The sequence below is a fragment of the Maribacter orientalis genome (genome assembly GCF_900109345.1).
Classification (GTDB): domain Bacteria; phylum Bacteroidota; class Bacteroidia; order Flavobacteriales; family Flavobacteriaceae; genus Maribacter; species Maribacter orientalis.
The window spans coordinates 339,351-355,425 of sequence record NZ_FNZN01000002.1; the positions used below are offsets into that span (position 1 = coordinate 339,351).

General features: G+C 35.8%; 16 protein-coding genes. 6 read left to right on the forward strand and 10 right to left on the reverse strand.

What is annotated here, in order from left to right; translation table 11 throughout:
• Window positions 1-3: 3 nt before the first annotated feature.
• Genes trmB through BMY56_RS05075 form a run of 3 tightly spaced genes read right to left on the reverse strand, consistent with a single transcriptional unit; the run spans window position 4 to window position 2,482 of the window.
• Window positions 4-672, reverse strand: a complete 669-nt coding sequence (trmB, locus tag BMY56_RS05065; RefSeq protein WP_091620790.1) for a tRNA (guanosine(46)-N7)-methyltransferase TrmB — start codon at window positions 670-672, stop codon at window positions 4-6.
• A 52-nt stretch (window positions 673-724) separates the two neighbouring features.
• Entirely contained in the window at window positions 725-1,795 is a 1,071-nt protein-coding gene (locus BMY56_RS05070) for a sensor histidine kinase (RefSeq protein WP_091620793.1), read from the reverse strand.
• A complete protein-coding gene (locus BMY56_RS05075; RefSeq protein ID WP_091621816.1) occupies window positions 1,796-2,482 on the reverse strand; it encodes a response regulator transcription factor in 687 nt (228 codons plus the stop codon). It abuts the gene before it with no gap.
• 180 nt (window positions 2,483-2,662) lie between these two features.
• On the opposite strand from BMY56_RS05075, the gene BMY56_RS05080 reads away from it, so the two are divergent.
• The 5 genes from BMY56_RS05080 (at window position 2,663) to BMY56_RS05100 (ending at window position 9,530) form a co-directional block, all read left to right on the forward strand.
• Window positions 2,663-5,470, forward strand: coding sequence for a TonB-dependent receptor (locus BMY56_RS05080; RefSeq protein WP_091620795.1), 2,808 nt, complete (start codon window positions 2,663-2,665; stop codon window positions 5,468-5,470).
• A gap of 22 nt (window positions 5,471-5,492) precedes the next feature.
• Window positions 5,493-7,517, forward strand: a complete 2,025-nt coding sequence (locus tag BMY56_RS05085) for a hypothetical protein (protein WP_245737142.1) — start codon at window positions 5,493-5,495, stop codon at window positions 7,515-7,517.
• A 149-nt stretch (window positions 7,518-7,666) separates the two neighbouring features.
• Window positions 7,667-7,975, forward strand: coding sequence for a T9SS type A sorting domain-containing protein (locus tag BMY56_RS05090; RefSeq protein ID WP_091620798.1), 309 nt, complete (start codon window positions 7,667-7,669; stop codon window positions 7,973-7,975).
• Window positions 7,976-8,154: 179 nt separating this feature from the next.
• On the forward strand, window positions 8,155-8,478 hold the full coding sequence (locus tag BMY56_RS05095; protein ID WP_079511186.1) for a T9SS type A sorting domain-containing protein: 324 nt from the start codon (window positions 8,155-8,157) through the stop codon (window positions 8,476-8,478).
• 74 nt (window positions 8,479-8,552) lie between these two features.
• A complete protein-coding gene (locus tag BMY56_RS05100) occupies window positions 8,553-9,530 on the forward strand; it encodes a LuxE/PaaK family acyltransferase (RefSeq protein WP_091620801.1) in 978 nt (325 codons plus the stop codon).
• Here the strand turns inward: BMY56_RS05100 and BMY56_RS05105 are convergent.
• The 4 genes from BMY56_RS05105 to tyrS all read right to left on the reverse strand — a co-directional run bounded on the left by BMY56_RS05105 (window position 9,527) and on the right by tyrS (window position 12,384).
• Complete coding sequence (locus tag BMY56_RS05105; protein WP_091620804.1) at window positions 9,527-9,967, reverse strand: hypothetical protein; 441 nt, start codon at window positions 9,965-9,967, stop codon at window positions 9,527-9,529. The genes BMY56_RS05100 and BMY56_RS05105 overlap by 4 nt on opposite strands.
• 70 nt (window positions 9,968-10,037) lie before the next feature.
• Window positions 10,038-10,571 carry a hypothetical protein gene (locus BMY56_RS05110; RefSeq protein WP_079511189.1) on the reverse strand — a complete coding sequence of 178 codons (534 nt, stop codon included), beginning with the start codon at window positions 10,569-10,571 and terminating at the stop codon, window positions 10,038-10,040.
• Between the two features lie 84 nt (window positions 10,572-10,655).
• Window positions 10,656-11,042 (reverse strand): hypothetical protein, encoded by a 387-nt coding sequence (locus BMY56_RS05115; protein ID WP_091620806.1) that lies wholly within the window; start codon window positions 11,040-11,042, stop codon window positions 10,656-10,658.
• Window positions 11,043-11,091: 49 nt separating this feature from the next.
• A complete protein-coding gene (gene tyrS / locus BMY56_RS05120; RefSeq protein ID WP_091620809.1) occupies window positions 11,092-12,384 on the reverse strand; it encodes a tyrosine--tRNA ligase in 1,293 nt (430 codons plus the stop codon).
• A gap of 104 nt (window positions 12,385-12,488) precedes the next feature.
• On the opposite strand from tyrS, the gene BMY56_RS05125 reads away from it, so the two are divergent.
• Entirely contained in the window at window positions 12,489-13,496 is a 1,008-nt protein-coding gene (locus BMY56_RS05125; protein WP_091620811.1) for an NAD-dependent epimerase/dehydratase family protein, read from the forward strand.
• Here the strand turns inward: BMY56_RS05125 and BMY56_RS05130 are convergent.
• Genes BMY56_RS05130 through BMY56_RS05140 form a run of 3 tightly spaced genes read right to left on the reverse strand, consistent with a single transcriptional unit; the run spans window position 13,493 to window position 15,980 of the window.
• Window positions 13,493-13,915, reverse strand: coding sequence for a DUF4296 domain-containing protein (locus BMY56_RS05130; protein ID WP_091620814.1), 423 nt, complete (start codon window positions 13,913-13,915; stop codon window positions 13,493-13,495). The genes BMY56_RS05125 and BMY56_RS05130 overlap by 4 nt on opposite strands.
• Entirely contained in the window at window positions 13,912-15,249 is a 1,338-nt protein-coding gene (locus BMY56_RS05135; RefSeq protein WP_091620817.1) for a dihydroorotase, read from the reverse strand. Before BMY56_RS05135 ends, BMY56_RS05130 begins: the two co-directional genes overlap by 4 nt.
• A gap of 2 nt (window positions 15,250-15,251) precedes the next feature.
• The gene (locus BMY56_RS05140) at window positions 15,252-15,980 is read right to left on the reverse strand and encodes a polyprenol monophosphomannose synthase (RefSeq protein WP_091620819.1); all 729 of its coding nucleotides are present in this window, start codon (window positions 15,978-15,980) and stop codon (window positions 15,252-15,254) included.
• Window positions 15,981-16,075 lie beyond the last annotated feature (95 nt).

The following is a 16,075-nucleotide window of genomic DNA, read 5'->3' on the forward strand; positions in this document are numbered from 1 at the left end:
GAATCAGTTTACCTTGAACCTAATAAAGGTAATAGGTTTTCCCTTTTCAAGATACTGATTTTCGTAGAAAGTCTGTATTTCAAGTACTTCTTGAGGACTCCCTTCATTCGTGTATACATCATGATTGGCGTAAATAACCTCTAAACCAAGACCATGAAGCAAGCCTAAGGTGTACCCATGCATAAACTCACTATCAGTTTTTAAGTTCACTGTTCCATCTGGTTTTAAAACCTGTCTGTAACGCTTTAAAAACTCTTGGTTTGTCATTCGGTGCTTAGTACGCTTATACTTAATTTGAGGGTCTGGAAAAGTAATCCAGATTTCGGACACCTCTTGCTCACCAAAAATATAGTCGACCAATTCAATTTGCGTACGTACAAAAGTTACGTTAGGTAAATTCTCTTCCATGGCGATTTTAGCGCCCTTCCAAAAACGTGCACCTTTTATATCAATACCAATAAAATTTTTGTTTGGAAATCTTTTTGCCAACCCTACGGTATATTCGCCTTTACCGCAACCCAATTCTAAGACGATTGGGTTATTGTTTTTAAAATGGGTATCCCATTTGCCTTTTAGCGGAAATCCACCTACAACCTCCTCGCGACTTGGCTGTATAACATTGGGAAAAGTTTCATTTTCCTGAAATCGTTTTAATTTATTTTTACTTCCCACAACTATGAATTCTAAACTTCGGCAAAGCTAAGAAAAAAGAGAGGCTTAGCGATTATTGAACTTCCTCAATTTGAACAGAACTTTTTTCAAGGGTAAAAGAAAACTCCGAGCCAACCTCAACCGCACTTTCCACATAAATTTTTTCGCCATGGGCCTCAATAATATGCTTTACAATTGCTAAACCTAAGCCCGAACCACCTTCACGTCTACTACCACTTTGATCAACCCTATAAAAACGTTCAAAAAGTCTAGGTATATGTACTGCTGGTATACCTTCCCCATTATCGGTCACCCTAACAATAATCTTATTCTTTACTAAATTTTCAACACTTACTTCAGTAGTACCATTTTCGTTGCCATATTTAATGGAATTCACCAACAAATTAGTTAGCACCTGTTGTATTTTTTCTTTGTCGGCATACACAAAAATCGGTTTTGGGTAAACCGTGTCAAATGTGAGGGTGATATTCTTTTTGGCTGCCTTCATTTCTAAAAAGTCGAAGACACTTTGAATCAACTCTATAATATTAAAAGACTTCTTCTCTAAATTAAGGTCACCGACCTCTAGCTTAGTTATGAGATCTAAATCTTTAACGATATAGATTAGACGGTCAACTGCCTTATTAGCTCGTATTAGGTATTTCTTTCTAACATTTTTGTCATCAATAGCACCATCTAACAAAGTTTCTATATAACCCTGAACAGTAAACAGTGGTGTTTTTAGCTCATGGGAAACGTTCCCAAGAAAATCCTTTCGATATTCTTCCCTAATTTTCAGCGTATCAATTTCTATTTTCTTGTCTTTGGCAAATTTTTCAATCTCAGCGGTCAAGGTTCTCATATCGGTCGTTACCGGATATGAAGGGACTATGCTAGATTCTAGCAACTCGACATCGTCATAGATTTTCTTAATTCGTTTGTATATGAATTTTTCAATTCTTAGCTGCAACGTGACAAATGATATTACAAAAAACAACACTGCAGCTGAAACAAGAATACCCCAATTAATAGTACTAAATCGCCATTGTAAAAAAGCTAGAACCGATATACCTATTACAACGATATAAAGCGAAGAGCGAAATGCAAAACGAAATGATCTTTTTGAACGTAGAGTTGAGGCCATCTATAGAACAAACTTATATCCTACTCCCTTTACCGTTTTAAAATGGTCCTCACCTATTTTTTCTCGAAGCTTTCTAATATGTACATCAATCGTACGACCACCAACAACAACTTCATTACCCCAAACCTTATCAAGAATCACTTCTCGTTTAAAAACTTTACTAGGTTTTGATGTAAGAAGTGCAAGAAGTTCAAATTCTTTTCTAGGCAAAATAATCTCTTTACCTTTTTTTATGATTTTATATTCTTCTCTGTTGATTACAATATCTCCTACCTGAACAATATCTTCTTGGGTATTTTCCTCGTTTTTAACTCGTCTTAATAGGGCATTCACCTTACTCACCAATACTTTTGGCTTAATAGGCTTGGTAATATAGTCATCTGCTCCTGCGTCAAAACCAGCTACCTGCGAATAATCTTCCCCCCTAGCTGTCAAAAAAGTAATTATGGTATTTTCCATACCAGGAGTTCTTCTCAAAATCTCACAAGCCTCAATGCCATCCATTTCGGGCATCATTACGTCTAAGACTATTAAATGAGGTAGTTTCTTTTTTGCTTTTGCTACTCCGTCCGCACCGTTTTTAGCAGTATAGACATCATAGCCTTCAGCTGAAAGATTGTAAGCTACAATCTCTAAGATGTCTGGTTCATCATCAACTAAAAGTATCCTAATGTCCTTCTTTTTCATGGTTTTCAAATTGATTGATTCACTCAAAAGTAAAGATAATACTATTACAGAAACGTCAGTTAACATTGATTTAATGTAGTAACGTTAAGGTAACACTAAGAAAATAAATGTTTAACATGGATCTAACTCGGCCTTTACAACAACTAGCGTCCTTTGCGCAAAATTTAAGACCATAGTATAATGAAAAAATTAATCACGTGTTTATTCTTAATTTGTGTATCCTACCTAAGTGCTCAGGAAACGGGCAGCATCATAGGTAAATTGATAGACAAAGAAGTTAATGATGAGCCATTGGCATTCGCCAACATACTCATTAAAGGCACAACTACTGGTACAACATCTGATTTTGACGGTTTATATGAGATTTCAAATTTAGCACCAGGTAGCTATACTATACAAGTTAGCTATTTAGGATATGAAACAGTAGAAATACCAGGTGTAGAAGTTATTGCAGGGAAAGTAACTACGGTCAATGTACCATTAAGCGCATCTGAAGGAGTTTCCTTAGATGAAGTAACTGTTACTACGGTTGCTCGTAAAGATTCTGAAACTGCTTTGTTGCTAGATCAGAAACGAGCTATAGAAATTAAAGAAAGTATCGGTGCTCAACAATTAACAAAAATAGGAGTGTCGGATGTAGCTACAGCAACAACAAAAATATCAGGAGTTTCTAGCAGTGAAGCTTCAGGTGATGTTTTTGTAAGAGGTTTAGGTGACCGCTACCTAAGCACCACATTAAATGGTTTACCAGTACCTTCTGATGACGTTGAAAAGAAGAACATTGATTTGGGCCTTTTTCCAACACGTGTAATTCAAAATGTAAGTGTAAGCAAAACCTATTCTGTTCTGTCATCAGCCGATCAAGCATCTGGAAACATCAATATATCCTCTCGAGAATTACAAGGTTCAGAAGAATTAAGCGTTTCTATTCGATCAGGGGTCAACACAAATGTTGCTAAGAGTGGAGTTTTTGACAATTTTAAAGTGTCTCCTAATCAACGAAATGTAGATTTTGGATTTTTTGACCAAAATGCCTCTACAAGAGATTTAATTACCATTCAAGGATGGAACCCTAAAGTTCAAAGTACCCCTATTAATTACACCTATTCAATAGCTGCCGGAAAGCGAATTAAAGAAAAACTTTCTGCATTCATTACTGCATCTCAATCAGAATCATATGAATACGGACAAGGTCTTTTTAGACAATTTCGGTCAAACTTCGTTGATGATACTATTACAGATGCTACAGTATATAGCAAGAAGGTAACTACAAGTGGGTTGTTAGACCTTACCTACTTTATTAATGAAAAGAACAAATTAAAGTCTAGTACTTTCTTTGTAAATAAATTGACTGATGAAGTTTATGAAGGCGGTAGAAATGGTGAAGGGACCATTTTTGAAGAAACCGACCCCGTAGAAGAACTTTCACAATTTGTTCGTGACCAAAATATTAAACAGACAAGATTATTAGTTTCTCAACTTTTGGGAACACACAAACTTGGTGAAAAGAATTCTTTAGAATGGGCTGGTGGATACAACCTTGTTAATGCAAATGAACCTAACAGAATTAGAAATGAAGTCAATTTTGACTCTAATGGCACTTTAGTGCAATTAGGACGTACAGGAGGATTTCAGCAAAGAAAATCAAAACAACTTATTACAGACAATGAATTCAATGGATATTTAAAAGATGTCATCGAAGTTGTAAAAGACGAGGATAATGAAAACTCCTTTAAAATAGAACTTGGGGTAAACTATAGAAATAAAAAAAGAGATTTTGAATCACTTTTTGTAGGTGTTGAAGAAACAAGTACTAATGCTATAAACCCTGTAGACATTGACAATATCGGTTCTATTTTTCAAGCATCAAATTTCGTTAGTGGCGTTTTAGAGTTAAATGAACTTCAAACAGATTTCTATAATGGAAAGTTAACCTCACAAGCTGCATTTGCAGATTTTAATGTTGGTTTAAAAAAATGGAATTTTAATGCCGGTCTTCGTTTTCAAAAAGATGACCTAAGAGTAACCTATGATGTTGGTAACGTTCCTGGCAGAATTGGTGAAGCGAATAAAAACTACAACAATGTTTATCCTAGTTTAAATGTTAAATATAGTTTAAATGATAATCAAGCGTTACGCCTAGCCGTAAGTAATACTATTACACTGCCTGAGTTCAAAGAAGTTTCTCCTTTTGAATATGTATCACAAACAGGACAAGTAACTAGAGGTAACCCAGATTTAGATGCATCTAAAGATATTAATTATGACCTAAAATGGGAGTACTTTCCTTCCAACGGTCAGCTTATATCCCTTGCTGGTTTTTATAAAGAAATCAAAGATCCAATAAACAAAGTACAAGATCGTGGTTCTGCTGGTGTATTCTCTTATTTTAATTCTGGAAACAAAGGTGAGGTGTACGGCTTTGAACTAGAGACTAAAGTAGATTTAGTAAAAGTTAACGACGAAGGTGAAACACCTAAAGGCATTAACCTTGATCTTAATTTAAATGCTACGAGAATGTGGCATTCACAAGACCTAAAAGAGGTTCGTGATGCCGACGGAAACTTTATAAGAACATTTCGTTACAAAGGCTTAACACAAACGGGTTTACAGGGCGCTTCTGACTGGATCGTTAACACAAGCTTAAACTTTTCGACACCTTCAGACAATCCTTTTTCCGCATCTTTGACTGCGAATTATGCTTCTGACAAGATATATGCTCTTGGGGCCCCAGAGGTACAAAGTCAAAGCGAAACCTTCTATAATGATGCAATTATTGAAAAAGGATTTGTGGTTTTCGATGCCACCTTAACAAAAGAGTTAGGCGAACATTGGACCGTGCGTTTTTTAGGTAGAAACTTATTGAATCCAGATATTAAAAGAACTCAATTAGTAAAGCCTAGTACAACCAATGTAGAAACCGATGAAATAGTACGCTCCTATACTAGCGGTACTACTCTAAGTTTAGGATTGAATTACAGCTTTTAAAAACTAAAATGAAAAAACTAAAATGAAAAAATTTATTAAAATTTCAATGATATTCGCAGCAGTATGCGCTCTTATGATGGCTAGCTGTAGTGGTGATGATAATGATGGAGGTGATCCAATACCAGATGCAACTTGTACCGATGGTAAACAAAACGGTGATGAAACCGGTGTTGATTGTGGTGGTACTTCATGTAATACTTGTCCGCCATTAGAAAGTACAGACCTTAACGGAAGTTTAGCAGAGGACAGAACATTAGATAGTTCAAAAGAATATTCTTTAACTGGAACTTTTAGTGTTGAATCTGGTGCAACTTTGACGATACCCGCTGGTACTAAAATTGTCTCACAAGCTGGGACAGATAAATATATTGTAGTTCAAAAAGGTGGAATGATTGATATTCAAGGTACTGCTTCTGCCCCTGTAACAATGACTTCTTCTAACGAATCTCCAGGTGACTGGGGTGGTTTAGTTATCGCAGGTAACGCAACTACAACAGAAGGTGTCGATGCTACAGCTGAGGTTGGTGGTATTAAGTATGGTGGGTCTGTTGACACTGACAATTCGGGATCTATTGAATACTTAATAATCAACTATGCAGGTGCTCAAATCAATGCTGAGTCACAATATAATGGTCTAACATTGTATGCAGTCGGTTCAGGAACAACCATTGAAAATGTGGCCATGTTAAATGGTACTGACGACGGTGTTGAATTTTTTGGTGGAACCGTGAGTGTAACCAATATGTATTTAGAAAACAATGAAGATGATGCTGTTGACTGGACCGAAGGTTGGAACGGTACTATTACGAATACATATGTACTACATAGCGCAGAAGGATTTTCTACTGCTGCTGAAGGCGATGGCATCAACAACAATCCTACTTTTACCAATTTTACTGCTGTTTCATCGGTTGGTGGTACTGCATTACAATTTAAAAAGGAATCTGGCGCAACAATTACCGGTTTATCATTAGCAGGTTATGAAACCACAATTGACATGAAAGACAATGGACCATTGTCTAATATAAAAATTGATGGTGTCGATGCCGATCCAACTAATACATATATTTCTGCCCCATCTGTAGATATTGCAATATTTGCTTGGGTTAATTCAAATACAGAAGTTACTACAAGTATTTTATCAGGTAGTATTTCTTCTGATCTTACTTTGGATGCTGCTGTAACCTACTATTTAAGTAGCACTTTTAGTGTAAATTCAGGAGCAAAACTAACCATACCAGCAGGTACAAAATTGATTGCAGATGTTGAATCAGGTGATGCAACCCAAACGTATTTAGTTGTTCAAAAAGGAGCGCAAATAGATATTCAAGGTACTGAGAGCAATCCAGTTATCATGACTTCTACTGGAGAAAGCCCTGGAGATTGGGGAGGTTTGGTAATTGCAGGAAATGCAATTACTACAGAAGGAGTTGATGCTGTAGCTGAAGTAGGTGGTATACTTTATGGTGGCAATAATGATGCTGATTCTTCTGGATCTATCAACTACCTAGTAATCAATTATGCAGGTGCTCAAATCAATGCCGAGTCGCAGTATAACGGTCTAACCTTATACTCAGTTGGTTCTGGAACTACCATCGAAAATGTTGCAATTCTTAACGGTAAGGATGATGGTGTTGAATTTTTTGGCGGAACCGTAAGTGTTACCAATTACTATGCTGAAAATAACGAAGATGATGCTGTGGATTGGACAGAAGGATGGAGTGGTACTCTTACCGATGCCTATCTTTTGCATTCTAGTACAGGATTTTCAACTGCATTGGAAGGTGATGGTTTGAACAATAATCCAAAATTTGTTAACCTAACAGCAATCTCAACGGTAGACGGTACGGCTCTTCAGTTTAAAAAAGAATCTGGTGCTACCATTACCAATCTTTATTTAGAAGGTTATGCTACACTTGTAGACATGAAAGATAACGGTGCTTTGGCAAATGTTCAAATTGATGGTGCAGCTGCTACAACAGCCGGACCATACAATACAGGTACACAGGTAGATGTTACTACTTTTGCATGGGCAACAGGAAACTAAATAAATAGTATATAAGATTAAGTAAAAGCCCGCAAATTGCGGGCTTTTTTGCATTTCATCGAAAAATTTAAAAGAATAGGCCTACCACCTTGACATTCAGGAATCAATATACCTATATTTGTGGTATACAATTTGTATTGTAGTAGCGTATGAAGCACCTTTACCTAATCATCTTTTTTCTTTTTATCTCCTTTAGCTATGGGCAAAGTGCCAAAAGCAATGGAGACATCGATGGTTTCAGTATGTACCCAAACCCTGTTACTACTGGTAAAGTCTATATTTCTACAAATCTCAACGCACCCAAAGAAATTTTCATCTACGATGTTTTTGGTACTTTATTACTAAAAACGACCATTCTAGGAAAAGAACTGAATCTATCCGATTTAGATGCTGGTGTGTATGTATTACGTGTTTTTGAAAAAGACAAAATGTCTACTCGAAAACTAATCGTTAAGTAGCCTATTACTCATTTATCCTACCTCTCAATTACTTTACCGCATTCGGTTAAATACACATATATCCGATGAATGGCTGCACGTATCATATTGACCTACAAAATCTTAGCTTTCACAACATTTTCAGACTCCCAGTATAGCTTATAAGTACCTTTATCTCGTTGATCCCAAATCAATTAGAAATGAAGAAAATCTACTTTTTGCTATTTATGGTTCTATCTTTTGGTATTTATGCCCAAGACACAATAGATATCAATAACCTACGTAAAGATGAAATTGCCGGATTTAAATTGTATCCGAACCCTGCACTTGCAGATGTCGTCTATGTCACTACTGAAAAGAACAACTTAAAAGAAGTTAGAATCTATGATGTATTTGGCGAATTGGTATTAACCGATAAATTAACGGGCAAAGCAATGAACATCTCACGACTGTCACCTGGTGTTTATGTTGTTCAAGTAACTGAGAACGATAAATCGATTACTCGAAAATTGGTTGTAAAATAATACGCATACTTAATTTGGTTACCAAACCTTTAAAATAATTTGGTTCAGTACCTTTGCTTCAACCGGAAAAATTCATGGAGCAAAATGCTATTTTCGATATACGTACAGAAAATGAATTTCTTATTCAAGCACTGCGTATTTTTAAGTTTCAATATGCAAATAACAGCGTTTACCGTACTTTTTGCGACCACTTACATGTTAACCCAAATACAGTCAAATCTTTAGAGCAAATACCATTTCTACCTATAGAATTTTTTAAATCGAAAAGTGTAGTAAGCTCCCCCAAGCTTGAAGAAATTATTTTTACAAGCAGCGGAACAACTGGCAGTGAAACCAGCAAACATTTCGTTACAGACTTAGGCCTTTACAAAGAAAGTTACTTACAAGCTTTCAAACAGTTTTACGGGAGTATTGAAGACTATTGTATACTAGCTCTTTTACCTTCCTATTTAGAACGAACAGGCTCTTCCCTTATTTATATGGTTGAAGATTTAATAGTAAAATCTAATCACCCTAAAAGCGGATTTTTCTTAAACGAATATGAACAGCTACACCAACTTCTACTTGAGCTTCAAAAAACAGATACTCAAATTTTAATTATCGGCGTTTCCTTTGCCTTATTAGAATTTACAGAGCAATATCAGCTATCTCTAAAGAACACCATAGTTATGGAGACTGGTGGGATGAAAGGTCGCCGTAAAGAGATTGTACGACAAGAATTACATCAATTACTAAGTGCTGGTTTCGGAGTAAACGAAATACACTCGGAATACGGAATGACGGAATTACTATCTCAGGGATATTCTAAAGGAAACGGAATATTCGATTGCCCTACTTGGATGAAGATTTTGGTTCGCGACACCGAAGACCCACTAACCTATCAAAAAACCGGGAAAACAGGCGGAGTTAATGTTATTGATTTAGCAAATATTAATTCTTGCTCTTTTATCGCTACTCAAGATTTAGGTAAGATTAATGAAGATGGTACTTTTGAAATTATTGGAAGATTTGACAATTCTGATATTAGAGGCTGTAACTTAATGGTGCTTTAGTTTTTACTCAGCACATAATCTAAACCAGGTCCGTCACAGGCTTGCCATGTACTAGAGATTTTAGTGGCCGATTTGTAAACCAACAATTCATTCACCCCATCTCCGCAATTACCAACTAATTCCTCACCAGATTCAAAAGTTAAGAGCAAATAATGTTCTGTATCATTTTCAAATTCCACTACCTCAAATGAGCCATTAGCAACTGTAACAACCTCTTCTCTTGTTCTAGATTTCTCAAATGTACCAGCTGGATTCAACACATAATATTCTTGCCAAGCCATGTCATCACCAGTAGTTTTCGAACCTTTATAATTTCCGGTCATTTGAATTAATTCCCATTTTTGTTCAGAAAAAACAAATTGAGTAGATTCTAAACCGAAGTCATCTTCATTAGAACATGAGAACAACACTAGTGCAAAAGCGGCAAGTTTTCTCATAAAATACTAATTAAAATCTATTAAGAAGATACCATAAGACCAAAGCGTTGCGTTTAATCGGCAACGAAATTTAAAGTCCTAATATCTTGGCATCCACAAAGAATGTTGAATTAACTTCTAATTCATGATCAGCGCTCATCAATTCATCTGTAACCGTATTTAAGCGTAGGCTAAATTCATCTTTCTTAATGTATTCCTTCAAATCTGTGTCTGACGTATTTAGGGTAATTCTATTTCCTGCATCTTCTGGAACTTCACTTAATGATGCTATTTGAATTTCCTCTAATCCGTCTGCAGAAATATATACTTCTATAGAATTTAAGAAACTAAAATCAGCAGTATCAGGAGATATAATAACCAATTCTAATTCAGTTAAGGTTATTTCTTCAATAAGGTCTTTGCGCGTATCGTTTACCGCAAACTTAGATTCAGAATTGGTCTCCATTTCTGGAGTAAAAATATCAAAAGGCAAATTTATACCCGTAGAGGAAGGAATAGTCGCTCGTTGGCTATATTCCATATCAAACTTGGTTAACTCATCTAGTTTATCACAGCTAACGAATAACGTAAATAGACAAAAAATTGAAAAATATCTCTTAAACATAGTGTAGGGGGTTTGACCATGCAAACGTATTATTCGCTTAAATATTTCGCAATAAATCTCATGAAATGATTAGTTCATTCATCTTCATCTTTTAAAAAGAAAAGTTACCTCATCATCTGCAATTTCAGTACTGTCCTGAAATGTCAATGTTAGCAGTGAACCTTCTACCTCAAAACGATATACTGAGTTATCTGAAAAGCCCAATCGGTCTGCTTGACCACCATAAAAATGTTCGCCACTTTCCCTAAAAAAAGTATATCCTCCATCATGGGTGACTGTCACCAAATCTCTATCTGTGTCAAATACAACTTTGGTTAGCGAGAAATCTGTGTCTGGTTCAAAACCACAATAACACACTACTTGTGAGAGCACCCATTCACCTTCTAAGGCAGCATCTGCAATAGCCGGTTCATCATCTGGATCACACGCCAAAAACAATACTGACAAAACAACCAAAAATCTAAGCTTCATATCTAAACCTTTCAATTAAGATGACTTAATATGGTAATGGTTGCTTAATCTAGTTAAATACTAATACAAAATAGTTTTTCTTACCTCTTTGTATTAATACAAATTTGTCGTTAATCAAATCTTCTGAAGTAATTAAAAAATCTTCCTTTACCTTCTCTTTATTTACCGAAATGGAATTTTGCTTTAACTCTCTTCTAGCTTCACCATTAGAGCCTAAAAAATTGGTTTTTGCAGCTAATGCTCCTATCATATCTAAACCATCGGCTAATTCAGATTTAGAAAGTTCAGCTTGTGGTACACCTTCAAAAATCTCCAAGAATGTTTTTTCATTTAATCCTTTCAAATCTGATGCTGTAGACTTACCGAATAAAATTTCACTGGCGCGCACCGCATTATCCAAATCATCTTGAGAATGCACCATTACGGTAACCTCATCTGCCAATCGTTTCTGTAACAATCGTAAATGCGGGGCTTCTTTATGTTGTTTCGTTAAATCTTCTATTTCTTGCTGACCTAAAAACGTAAATATTTTAATATATTTTTCGGCATCCTCATCAGAAGTATTCAACCAATATTGGTAGAATTTATATGGAGAGGTTCGTTCGGCATCAAGCCAAATATTTCCGCCTTCGGTCTTACCGAATTTGGTACCATCGGCCTTAGTAATTAACGGACAGGTAAGCGCATAACCTTTTCCGCCTGCAATTCTTCGAATTAATTCAGTACCCGTAGTTATATTACCCCATTGGTCGCTACCTCCCATTTGAAGGCTGCAATTATATTCTCTATATAAATGAAGAAAGTCATACCCTTGCACCAATTGATACGTAAATTCAGTAAAAGACATACCCTCTTTAGCTTCCGCAGAAAGTCGTTTTTTTACAGAATCTTTAGACATCATATAATTGACGGTTATGTGTTTACCCACATCCCTAATGAAATCTAAAAAAGAGAAATTCTTCATCCAGTCATAATTATTGACCAAAACCGCTGCATTTTCACCATCAACCGTAAAATCTAGAAAACGAGATAACTGCTCCTTTAAGGCATTCTCATTATGCCGTAAAGTTTTTTCATCAAGTAAATTACGTTCTGCAGACTTACCCGATGGATCACCTATCATACCCGTAGCACCACCTATTAAAGCGTAAGGTTTATGCCCGGCCAACTGAAAATGTCGAAGCATCATTACCCCTACCAAGTGACCTATATGTAAAGAGTCTGCCGTTGGATCAATACCCACATAAGCCGATTGCATCTCTTCTAATAAATGTTCTTCTGTACCTGGCATTGCATCATGTAACATTCCGCGCCATTGTAACTCCTTGACAAAATTTGTCATCTCTTCCTTTATTTTTATTGAATTGCAAATATAAATGGAATTCTTGCCAGAACACAGTAGATTAAAGCAGGAATTTATCCGCCTGTATTTCCTAAATTTGAAGCATGATATTAGTTACGGGAGGCACAGGATTAGTGGGGTCACATTTGTTGCTAAGATTAGTCAATGATAATATTGAAGTTCGTGCGCTTTATAGAACGAATGAAAAACTAGAACAGGTCAAAAAAATATTTGGCTATTACTCCCCAAATGCAAAAAAACTCTTTAAAAAAATTAATTGGGTAAAAGGAGATATTTTAGACATCCCATCTTTAGAACTCGCATTTAGAGAAGTAACCCATGTATATCATTGCGCAGCTTACATATCATTTAATCCATCAGATTTTAAATTATTAGAGCGCATTAATAGGGAAGGCACCGCTAACGTGGTTAATATGTGTATCGCATTAGGCGTAAAGAAATTATGCCATGTAAGTACCATTGGCACTATAGGCAAACCCAATTCGAATGATAAAGCTACGGAAGAAACCGAGTGGAGCAGGCAACATGCAAACCCGTATGCTATTACAAAACACCTCGCAGAAATGGAAGTTTGGCGCGGCGCCCAAGAGCAGTTGCAAATAGTTATCGTTAATCCCGGAGTGATTTTAGGACCGGGCTTTTGGGAAAATGGTAGCGGCACATTTTTTAAGACCGCATCTAAAGGCTATCCATTTTATCCTCCAGGGGGTTCAGGCTTCATCACTATCGCTGATGTAACACGTTCTATGGTTGAACTTATGAATTCAAAAATTACCGGAGAACGTTTTATACTGGTTGCCAAAAATCTATCTTATAAAGAAATATTGAGCCAAATAACCTCTACGATGGGAAAGAAAGCACCTAAAAAAGAACTAAAAATATGGCAACTTCAATTAGGGAAATTTGGTGACCAAATTAGAAACATCGTTACAGGAAAAGCTAGAACGATAACTAATAGTACCATTTACGGTCTACTGCACACTACCGAATTCGACAATTCTAAAATATCAAAAGCTTTAGAATTTGAGTTTCAGCCGTTAGATGAAACAATAAAATTTTCTGCTAAACTATTTACCGAGGAACACTCTTAAAGGGTGTCAGAAACCTTATCAGTTGATTTCAAATCTTTGCTTGAGGCTTTTTTTACAAGGTTAAGACTATCTTTTTCCTTTTTCATTGCCTCCAATTGTATGCGCTGATTTTCCAACCTGGATTCAACATCCTTATACATCGTTTCATATAGTAATGGTTTTGATGCATAATAACGATCACTATCTACAAACTGTGCACTATCAATCTCAAATTTTTCAAATATATAGGTAGTTGGTTCAATACCATTATCCTTTAATTTACCAATATTGGTTCCTTTTGCAGCATTAACAATAGCCATTTCCTTAAAAATTAATACCATTTTGTCTTGAGGTATTAAATTTTCTGGCTTTTCTATCAACTCTTCTGCGCATGAAAAGAGTAACAACATAACTAACATAAAACTTAAACTATACCTCATGGTCTATTAAAAGTTAGTCTTTTTGCATTTCTAATTTCTGAGAATTTACCATTAGTAAACCCTAAATGCCCATTTATTATGGTATGCACCACCTTTGAAGAAAAGGTAAGATCTTCAAATGGCGACCATTTACATTTATAAGCAATATTCTCTTTCGTAACCGTCCACGAGTTATTTAAATCGGCAACAACTATATCGGCGTAATACCCTTCACGAATAAATCCTCTTTTCTCTATCTGAAATAATATCGCTGGATTATGACACATTTTCTGCACCATTTTCTCCAACTTTATTCTACCTTCTTTCACCTTTTCTAACATAGCCGGAAGCGCATGCTGCACTAATGGTCCGCCAGATGGTGCTTTCGTATATACATTGTTTTTCTCTTCTAATAAATGTGGAGCATGATCTGTTGCAATGACATCAATTCTATCATCTAATAAGGCATCCCACAATTGTTCTCGGTCTTTTGCAGTCTTCACCGCAGGGTTCCACTTAATTAAGTTTCCTTTATCTGCATAATCAGCATCTGAAAACCACAAATGGTGAATACACACCTCAGCAGTTATCTTCTTTTGTTCTAACGGAATGTCATTTCGAAATAAATTAGTCTCCTTACCCGTCGACACATGAAATACATGTAACCTAGCGCCGGTTTTCTTTGCTAAGGCAATAGCCCTTGAAGATGACAAATAACACGCTTCTTCACTTCTAATAATTGGATGATACTGTATTGGAATATTATCTCCGTACTGTTCTTTGTATTTGGCCAGATTCTCACGAATAGTAGTTTCATCTTCGCAATGGACAGATATGACCATTTCTGTATTACTGAAAATACTCTCTATCACCTTCTCGTCATCTACCAACATATTGCCTGTTGATGATCCTAGAAATAATTTGATACCTGAACATGCATTCTTATCCAGTCTTTTTAATTCTTCAAGATTATCATTGGTGCCACCAAATAGAAATGAATAATTTGCAAAAGCAGAATTTTCAGCAATTGCAAACTTTTCTTCAAGCTTTTCTATGGTAGTTGTTTGTGGCGTTGTATTTGGCTGCTCCATAAAAGTGGTTATACCACCAGCAAGCGCTGCCCTACTTTCTGTCGCTATAGTGCCTTTATGAATAAGGCCCGGTTCTCTAAAATGAACTTGGTCATCGATAATGCCAGGTAAAATATGCATGCCTTTTACATCAATTACTGTTGCATCGGCATCACTAATATCTTTAGCTATTTTAACAATTAAATCATCTTCTATTAGAATATCATTCTCTAGAATGACTCCCTCATTTACAATGACACCGTTTTTTAATAGAATCTTACCCATAATTAAAATTTATTCCTTAAAAATAGACTTCGCATTTTCATTACAAAGACACCCCAAATTGCTTCGCTTATAATTGTAGAACTCATTTTTGATTTACCTAAAACACGGTCTCTAAAAATAATTGAAACTTCTTCTATTTTAAACTTTTTCAAATAGGCCCTAAACTTCATTTCTATCTGAAAAGCATAGCCCACAAAACGAACAGAATCTAAATCAATAGCCTCCAATACCTCCCTTTTATAACATACAAAGCCAGCTGTTGGATCATGCACCCGCATACCGGTAATAAGTTTAACATAGATTGAGGCACCGTAAGACAGCAACACCCTATACAATGGCCAATTTACTACATTCACTCCTTTTTTATATCTAGAACCTACAGCAACATCTGCACCATTCAAACAAGCCTTTTGCAGTCTAATCAAATCTGAAGGAGTGTGAGAGAAATCCGCATCCATTTCAAAAATGTAGTCATACCCTTTCGCTATAGCCCACTTAAAACCATGAATATACGCCGTGCCTAGTCCCGATTTTTCAGTCCGTGTCTCTAAAAAAAGTTTTCCTTCAAATTCCTTTTGAAGTTTTTTTACACAATCGCCTGTTTTATCGGGAGAATTATCATCGACAATAAGAACATGAAATTCTTTCTGCAAATCAAACACTGCCCTAATAATGGCCTCAATATTCTCAATTTCGTTATAAGTAGGTATGATTACAATACTACTGGCCATATATCTTAAAAAAGTATTTCGACAAAAGTAAGGTTTTAATGGTCGTCTTAAAACGTGCTATTATACCTTTATGAAATTTTTAAACTATGTAACTA